5 protein-coding genes are annotated in these 7,716 nt (G+C 69.4%); 1 reads left to right on the top strand and 4 read right to left on the bottom strand.

The annotated features are described in order from the left end of the window. Positions 1 to 76: 76 nt before the first annotated feature. Positions 77 to 892: a 2-keto-4-pentenoate hydratase gene (locus I4Q42_RS18575; protein WP_198577575.1), complete on the bottom strand. Its 816-nt coding sequence runs from the start codon at positions 890 to 892 to the stop codon at positions 77 to 79. Between the two features lie 166 nt (positions 893 to 1,058). Between I4Q42_RS18575 and ligD the strand changes: the two genes are divergently transcribed. Then, the gene (gene ligD, locus I4Q42_RS18570; protein ID WP_198577574.1) at positions 1,059 to 3,695 is read left to right on the top strand and encodes a DNA ligase D; all 2,637 of its coding nucleotides are present in this window, start codon (positions 1,059 to 1,061) and stop codon (positions 3,693 to 3,695) included. A gap of 1 nt (position 3,696) precedes the next feature. Here the strand turns inward: ligD and paoC are convergent, their stop codons facing one another. From paoC to paoA, 3 genes are read right to left on the bottom strand one after another with little or no spacing between them, the layout of a single operon-like run. Further along, on the bottom strand, positions 3,697 to 5,895 hold the full coding sequence (gene paoC / locus I4Q42_RS18565) for an aldehyde oxidoreductase molybdenum-binding subunit PaoC (protein ID WP_198577573.1): 2,199 nt from the start codon (positions 5,893 to 5,895) through the stop codon (positions 3,697 to 3,699). A gap of 2 nt (positions 5,896 to 5,897) precedes the next feature. Continuing rightward, positions 5,898 to 6,848: an FAD binding domain-containing protein gene (locus tag I4Q42_RS18560; RefSeq protein WP_198577572.1), complete on the bottom strand. Its 951-nt coding sequence runs from the start codon at positions 6,846 to 6,848 to the stop codon at positions 5,898 to 5,900. Next, the gene (gene paoA / locus I4Q42_RS18555) at positions 6,845 to 7,477 is read right to left on the bottom strand and encodes an aldehyde dehydrogenase iron-sulfur subunit PaoA (RefSeq protein WP_198577571.1); all 633 of its coding nucleotides are present in this window, start codon (positions 7,475 to 7,477) and stop codon (positions 6,845 to 6,847) included. The genes I4Q42_RS18560 and paoA overlap by 4 nt, the downstream gene beginning before the upstream one ends. Positions 7,478 to 7,716: the final 239 nt, after the last annotated feature.

Here is a 7,716-nt window from a genome sequence, read left to right as displayed (position 1 = left end):
GCGGGGATGTCCATCGACGTCGTCTTCCTTACCCTAGTTTTGTTTTTCGTTGTTCGACCTGGGACCTAGAGCCCCGTCAGGCGGGGACCGCCTTGCAGCGCACCTCGCCCAGCGGACCGAAGCTTACGGTCGATTCTTCGCCGGCCGCGATGTCGTGGATGCCGGTGCTGGCGCCTGTGGTGACGATCATGCCCTTCTTCAGCGGTCGGCCGCGCGAGGCGACGTGGCCCAGCAGGAAGGCCAGGGCCGCCAGCGGCGAGCCGGGGATCGAGGCCGCGCCGCCCTTGCCGACGCTGACCCCGTTGATGAAGGTCTCGGCCGGCATGGCGTCCCAGCCCAGCTCGCGCCAGTTGTCGATCACCGGACCCAGGATCTGGCCGTCGTTGTTGCCGAAGTCGGAGACCACGATGGGCGGGCCCAGCTCGTTGATGGTCTTCAGCGGGCTGCCGGCGATCTCGACGCCGAGGATCAGCTCGCCGACGTATTCGGCGGCTTCTTCCGCCGTCCACGCGGTCTTGCCCTCGGGGGCGTCCTTGGCCAGGCGGATGATGAACTCGGCCTCGACGGCGGTGAAGCCGCCGGCGATGGCGCGGAACGAGGTCGGCTCGGCGCCCGCGTCCCAGACGTTGTTCTTGAAGATGCAGCCGGCCAGGCGATCGACGCCCAGGCGCTCGCGGTGCTGCGGCGGGACGAGACCCACCTTCCAGCCGACCAGCTCGTCGGGCCACAGGTCGATGGCGATGTCCTGCACCGCATAGCCGTCGGCCATGGTCTGGGGCAGGGCCCCGCCGGGATAGCCTGGAACCGAGACGCCCTTTTGGCGGGCTTCGACGAATTGGGGGGCGATGGACGCCGGTGCGAATAGGTCGCTCTGCGCCTCAGAAACGGTCACGCCGCGTACCCTCCCTCGAATTACTCTAGCCGGTCCGTTTGTCGGACCTGAGCCGTCTCTAATGGAAACCGGTGTCATTGACAATCGGGACACTGAAACACGTCCCGCAGCGAAGGGGAACCGTTCCCAGGCCCGAAGACCTTTGTTTTCAGCGGAGGACCGGGACATGACGCAGCCGCAGCTGGCCGAATATCGTCGCAAGCGCGATTTCCAGAAGACCGCCGAACCCAGCGGCGAGACGGCGGTGGCCGCCGCGCCGCACCTGCGATTCGTCATCCAGAAGCACGACGCCACGCGGCTGCACTACGATTTCCGGCTGGAGGTCGACGGGGTGCTGAAGTCGTGGGCGGTGACCAAGGGCCCGTCGCTGGATCCGGCCGACAAGCGGCTGTCGGTCGAGGTCGAGGACCATCCGCTCGACTACGGCGACTTCGAAGGCACGATCCCCAAGGGCCAGTACGGCGGCGGCACGGTGCAGCTGTGGGACCGCGGCTTCTGGGTTCCCGAGCCCGGCTTCGAGGACATCGGCAAGGCGCTGAAGAAAGGCGAACTGAAGTTCGTCTTGGAGGGCGAGCGGTTGCACGGCTCCTGGGTGCTGGTGCGGATGAACTGGGACCGCAACGCCAAGGACGGGAAGGGAAAGCGCAGCAACTGGCTCTTGATCAAGCACAAGGACGAGGCCGCGCGGCCGGGCGAGGGGGCGATGATCCTGGAGGAGGACCGCTCGATCGCCTCGAACCGGAGCATGGCCGACATCGCCGCCGGCAAGGGCAGGTCGCCCAAGCCGTTCATCCTGAAGTCCAAGGGGACCGCCGACGCCGTCTGGAAATCCCGTACCAAGGCCGAGCGCGAGGCCCTGGCCAAGGAGGCGGAGGAAACCCGCAGCTTCGAGCCGCCGAAGAAGGCGGCCGCGAAATCCAAGTCCAAACCCGCCGCCATGCCGGACTTCGTCGAGCCGCAGCTGTGCAAGTCGGTCGAGCGGCCGCCGGCCGGGGCGGGCTGGGCGCACGAGATCAAGTTCGACGGCTATCGCCTGCAGTTGCGCGTCGAGGACGGCCGGGCGGTCCTGCGCACCCGCAAGGGCCTGGACTGGACGCAGAAGTTCGCCGGGATCGCCGAGGCCGCCGCCGACCTGCCCGACGGGCTCATCGACGGCGAGGCCGTGGTGCTGGACGAGGCTGGCCAGCCCGACTTCGCCGGCCTGCAGGCGGCGCTGTCCGAGGGCGGGGAGGGCGAGATCATCTTCTTCGCCTTCGACCTGCTGTTCGAAGGCGGCGAGGATCTGCGGTCCCTGACCCTGCGCGAGCGCAAGACTCGGCTGAAGGCCCTGCTGGGCGAAGACGAACCCCGCCTGCGCTACGTCGACCACTTCGAGACGGCGGGCGACGCGGTGCTGCTGTCGGCCTGCAAGCTGGAGCTGGAGGGGATCATCTCCAAGCGACTGGACGCGACCTACCGATCGGGCCGCAGCGAGACCTGGACCAAGTCCAAGTGCCGGGCCGGCCACGAGGTGGTGATCGGCGGCTGGACGACGACGGGAACGGCCTTCCGCTCGCTGATCGCCGGCGTCATGCGCGACGGCAAGCTGGCCCATGTCGGCCGGATCGGCACGGGGTTCGGCAAGGACAAGGTCGCGAAGTTGTTGCCGAAACTCAAAGCCTTGGAGACCGATTGCTCGCCGTTCGAAGGAGTGGGCGCGCCGAAGAAGGCCGCCAACATCCACTGGGTGAAGCCGCAGCTGGTGGCCGAGATCGAATATGCCGGCTTCACCGGCGAGGGCGCGATCCGCCAGGCCGCCTTCAAGGGCCTGCGCGAGGACAAGCCCGCCGCCGAGGTCGAGGCCGACGTCGTGCCGGCCGCGAAAGCCGAACTGGCCGAGCCGACGCCCCGAGCCGCCAAGCCGGCGACTTCGAAGGGCGAAAGCGTCGTCCTCGGCGTCCCGATCTCCAAGCCCGACAAGCCGCTGTGGCCCGACGCCGGCGACGGCGAGCCTGGGACCAAGCTGGATCTGGCCCGCTACTACGCCGCCGTCGGCGAATGGATGTTGCCGCATATCCAGGGGCGACCGGCCTCGGTGATCCGTGTGCCTGACGGCATCGACGGCGAGACCTTCTTCCAGCGCCACGCCATGCGCGGGATGTCGTCGCTGATCGAGACCGTCACGGTCAGCGGCGACCGCCAGCCCTACATCAAGTTCGAGCGGGTCGAGGCCCTGGTCGCCGCCGCCCAGATCGCCGCCGTCGAGATCCATCCCTGGAACTGCCAGCCGGGCGATCCCGAGGTCGCCGGCCGCTTGGTCTTCGACCTCGACCCGGCGCCAGAGGTGACCTTCGAGGACGTCATCGTCGCCGCCCGCGAGATGCGCGACCGGCTGGAGGAGCTGGGTCTCGTCAGCTTCTGCAAGACCACCGGCGGCAAGGGGCTGCACGTGGTCACGCCGTTGTCGGACAAGGTCCCGTGGGACCAGGCCAAGGCCTTCGCCCGCGAGGTCTGCGCGCGCCTGGCCGCCGACGATCCCGACCGCTACCTGATCACCATGAGCAAGAAGGCCAGGGCCGGGAAGATCTTCCTCGACTACCTGCGCAACGACCGCACCAGCACGGCGGTGGCGCCGCTGTCGGCCAGGGCGCGGCCGGGGGCGACCGTGTCGATGCCGCTGAACTGGACGCAGGTGAAGGCGGGGCTGGATCCCTCGCGCTTCACGATCCGCACGGCCCCGGACCTGATCGCCAGGAGCACGGCCTGGGCCGACTATGCCGAGGCGGCCAGGCCATTGAAGGCGGCGATCAAGCGGCTGGGGTGACTCAGGCCATCAGCGGCATCTGCTCGAGCAGCTTGTCCAGGGTCACCGGATAGTCGCGCACCCGCACGCCGGTGGCGTTGTAGATGGCGTTGGCCACCGCCGCCCCGACGCCGCAGATGCCTAGCTCGCCCACGCCCTTGGCCTTCATCGGCGAGGACATCGGGTCGGTCTCGTCCAGGAAGATCACCTCCTGGTGCGGGATGTCGGCGTGCACCGGGGCCTCGTAGCCGGCCAGGTCGTGGTTGACGAAGAAGCCCAGCCGCTTGTCGACTACCAGTTCCTCCATCAGCGCCGCGCCCGTGCCCATGACCATGGCCCCGATCACCTGGCTGCGGGCCGATTTCGGATTGAGGATGCGGCCCGCCGCGCACACCGCCAGCATCCGCCGCACGCGGATCTCGGCGGTGAAGGCGTCGACGCCGACCTCGACGAAGTGGCCGCCGAAGGTCGACTGCTGGTGGGTCTTGGCGAGGTTTCCGAACTCCATGAAATCCTCGACCGTGACCGGCCCGTCGGCCGCGGCCTGGACCAGCGGCAGGCTCTGGTTGCCGACCTTCACCCGCCCGTCGGCGAACTCGGCGGTCTTGGGATCGAGGCCCAGCTTGGCCGCCACCGTCTCGCGCAGCTTCACGCAGGCCGCGTAGACCCCGGCCGTCGAGCTGTTGGCGCCCCATTGGCCGCCGGATCCGGCCGAGACCGGGAAGGTCGAGTCGCCCAGCCGCACCGCCACCTTCTCGATCGGCAGGCCCATCATCTCGGCCGTCGTCTGGGCGATGATAGTGTAGCTGCCGGTGCCGATGTCGGTCATGTCGGTCTCGACTGTCACCGTGCCCGAGGCCTCCAGCCGCACCCGCGCGCCCGACTTCATCACCATGTTGTTGCGGAAGGCCGCCGCCACGCCCATGCCGACCAGCCAGCGGCCGTCGCGTACCTGGCTGGGCCTGGCGCTGCGCCTGGCCCAGCCGAACTTGTCGGCCCCGGTGCGCAGGCATTCGACCAGCTGGCGCTGCGAGAACGGCCGCTCGGGCTTTTCCGGATCGACCTGGGTGTCGTTGAGGATGCGCAGCTCGATCGGGTCGATCCGCAGCTTTTCTGCCAGTTCGTCGATGGCGACTTCCAACGCCATCAGGCCGGGGGCCTCGCCGGGGGCGCGCATGGCGTTGCCCTCGGGCAGGTCCAGCACCGCCAGCCGGGTCTTGGTCATGCGGTCCTTGCCGGCATAGAGCAGGCGGGTTTGCTGTACCGCCGTCTCGGGCCCGCCGCCGGGCAGGTCGCCCGACCAGCTCTCGTGGCCGATGGCGGTGATCTTGCCGTCCGGCGTCGCGCCGATACGGATCCGCTGGATGGTCGCCGGCCGGTGGGTGGTGTTGTTGAACATCAGAGGGCGTTGCAGGGCCAGCTTCACCGGCCGTCCCGCCGCCTTGGCGCCCAGCGCCGCCAGGATCGCGTCGGCCCGCACGAACAGCTTGCCGCCGAACCCGCCGCCGATGAAGGGCGAGACCAGCCGCACGTTCTCCTTGGGCAGGCCCAGGGTCTTGGCGACGTCGCCGGTGCTCCAGGCGATCATCTGGTTGGAGGTCCACAGGGTCAGCTTGTCGCCGTTCCAGGCGGCGATGCTGGCGTGCGGCTCCATCATGGCGTGGGCCTGGTCGGGAGTGGTGTAGGTCTCGTCCAGCTTGACCGGCGCGGCGGCGAAGGCGGTCTCGAAGTCGCCCACCGCCGTGTCGGCCTTGCCGTCGCCGGGCTTGGTCGCGCCGTCCTTGGCCGAGGCCAGGTCGAAGGTCCCCTTGGCGCGTTCGTACTCGACCTTGATCAGGCTGGCCGCGGCCCGGGCCTGCTCGAAGCTCTGGGCCATCACCACGGCCACGGCCTGATGGTAGTGCTCGATCTCCGGCCCGCCCAACAGCTTGGCGGTGTTGTTGTCGCCCTTGCCCAGCTTGCCGGCGGTCTCGGCGGTGACCACGGCCAGCACGCCCGGCGCGGCCTTGGCCCGCGAGACGTCCATGGCCGTGATCCGACCCTTGGCGATCGCCGCCCCCAGCACGTAGCCATAGCCCGGGTTCTCGATCGCGTCGTGCCGCTCATAGGCGTAGGGCGCGCGGCCGGTGGTCTTCAGCGGCCCGTCGATGCGGTCGAGCGGCTTGCCGACCACCTTCAGCTGGTCGATCGGATTGGTCGTGGCGGGGGTGTCGAACTTCATCTCTAAGCCCTCGCCTGCGCCATGGCCGCGCCCAGGGCGCGCTCGGCCAGGGTCAGCTTGAAACCGTTCTGGGACGTGGTCCTGGCCCCGGCCAGCAGCGTCTCGCCGACGGCCTTGGCACCCTGGGTCATGGCGGCTTCGGCCGCCTCCACCCGCCAGGGCCTGTGCGCCACCCCTCCCAGGGCGACGCGGCCCGAGCCGTCCTTCTGGATCACGCTCGCCACCGACACCAGGGCGAAGGCGTAGGACGCCCGGTCGCGCACCTTGTGATAGGCGTGCTGGCCGCCGAGGGGCCTCGGCAGGGTCACCGCGGTGATCAGTTCGCCGCGCGCCAGGGCGGTCTCGACATGGGGCGTATCGCCTGGCAGGCGGTGGAAGTCGGCGATTGGGATGGTCCGCTCGCCGCCGTCGGGCCGCACGGTCTCGACCGTGGCGTCCAGCAGCCGCAGGGCCACGGCCATGTCGCTGGGATGGGTGGCGATGCAGGCCTCGCTGGCGCCCAGCACCGCGTGCGAACGGGTGAAGCCGCCGATCGCCGAGCAGCCCGCGCCCGGCCGGCGCTTGTTGCACGGCATGTTGGGGTCGTAGAAATAGGGGCACCGCGTGCGCTGCAGCAGGTTGCCGGCGGTGGTGGCCTTGTTGCGCAGTTGGCCCGACGCGCCGGCCAGCAGGGCCCGCGACAGCACGCCATAGTCCTTGCGCACCCGCTTGTCGGAGGCCAGGTCGGTGTTGCGCACCAGCGCCCCGATCCGCAGGCCGCCGTCCCGGGTCGGCTTGATCTCGTCCAGCCCCAGGCCGTTGACATCGATCAGCCGGCGGGGCGTCTCGATCTCCAGCTTCATCAGGTCCAGCAGGTTGGTGCCGCCGGCGATGAAGCGGGCGCCCGGGTCGTTGGCGGCGGCGCTGGCCGCCTCGCGCGGGCTGCGGGCGCGCTCGTAGGCGAAGGCCTTCATGCCCGGCCTCCTGCGACTTCAGCGATCGCCTCGATGATGTTGGAATAGGCCCCGCAGCGACAGATGTTGCCGCTCATCCGCTCGCGCAGCTCGTCTTCGGTGACCTTCGGCGCGGCCGTCAGGTCGGCGCTGACATGGCTGGGCACCCCGGCCTTGATCTCGTCCAGCACCGCCTTGGCCGAGCAGATCTGCCCCGGCGTGCAGTAGCCGCACTGATAGCCGTCGTGCTTGACGAAGGCCGCCTGCAACGGGTGCAGCCGCTCGGGCGAACCCAGGCCCTCGATCGTGGTAATGGCGTCGCCCTCGTGCATGACGGCCAGGCTCAGGCAGGCATTAATCCGCCGGCCCTCGACGATCACCGTGCAGGCGCCGCACTGGCCGTGGTCGCAACCCTTCTTGCTGCCGGTCAGCTTCAGGTGCTCGCGCAGGGCGTCCAGCAGGGTGGTGCGGGTGTCGAGCGTCAGGCTGCGCTTCTCGCCATTGACCGTGAAGGCGACCTTGGCCGTCACCGGCGCGTCCGGTCCGTCCTGCGCTACGGCGGTCGGCGGCGAGACGCTCACGGCGGCGGTGGCGGCGCCGGCGGCCATCAGGCCCCGCCGCGACAGCTGGAGTTCGTCCAAGTCGTGCATTGCATCCTCCGATCCTCCCGGCCGTCCCGCGCACCCCGACTGCACGGGAGGCGCTAGCCGATAAGCGGCGAACGTCCGGATGGTTGCCGCCGCAACCGGCGAAGCGGCAAGCCTAGGCCCGTGCGAAGCGGTTGATTAGGCGGGCTTTGTCACACGAGGTGATGAGCTGGACTCATCAATCGTCGTTCCCGCAGAAATCCGCGCGGCCGCCCTTGACGTGGTGTTATGTAATAACATTT

The organism is Caulobacter hibisci, assembly GCF_016135805.1.
GTDB lineage: Bacteria > Pseudomonadota > Alphaproteobacteria > Caulobacterales > Caulobacteraceae > Caulobacter > Caulobacter hibisci.
This window is presented reverse-complemented; position numbering and strand designations above follow the sequence as displayed.

Bases quoted from the DNA above. Each gene is read 5' to 3' on its own strand.
- ligD (WP_198577574.1), top strand. From the start codon at position 1,059: ATGACGCAGCCGCAGCTGGCCGAATATCGTCGCAAGCGCGATTTCCAG.
- paoC (WP_198577573.1), bottom strand. From the start codon at position 5,895: ATGAAGTTCGACACCCCCGCCACGACCAATCCGATCGACCAGCTGAAG.
- I4Q42_RS18560 (WP_198577572.1), bottom strand. From the start codon at position 6,848: ATGAAGGCCTTCGCCTACGAGCGCGCCCGCAGCCCGCGCGAGGCGGCC.
- paoA (WP_198577571.1), bottom strand. From the start codon at position 7,477: ATGCACGACTTGGACGAACTCCAGCTGTCGCGGCGGGGCCTGATGGCC.